The sequence below is a fragment of the Shewanella sp. 1180_01 genome, assembly GCF_052850535.1.
Genome location: NZ_VXCT01000215.1, coordinates 1 through 306 on the forward strand (window position 1 = coordinate 1; position 306 = coordinate 306).

Here is a 306-nt window from a genome sequence, read left to right on the forward strand (position 1 = left end):
CCCAGCAGCCTAAGCATTCTTATAGAAAAGCGACACAAGAGCATGTTGCAATCCCCAATACGCTTAATCGACAGTTTGCAGTAACTCAACCAGATCAAGTGTGGCGACGTGACGTATGTTTGGGTCGGTAATCGTTGGGCCTATCTAGCTGTTGTTTTAGACTTATTTTCCCGCAAACCTGTTGGATGGGCTTTGTCATTATCACCAGATAGTGCGCTGACCTGTAAAGCTTTGAAAATGGCATTTGAGTTAAGGGGTAAGCCTGAGAATGTGATATATCATAGCGATCAAGGTTCACATTACACG

1 pseudogene is annotated in these 306 nt (G+C 44.1%); it reads left to right on the plus strand.

The features are described 5' to 3' along the window. Positions 1-306, plus strand: a pseudogene (locus FW758_RS24920) (DDE-type integrase/transposase/recombinase); the annotation flags it as partial.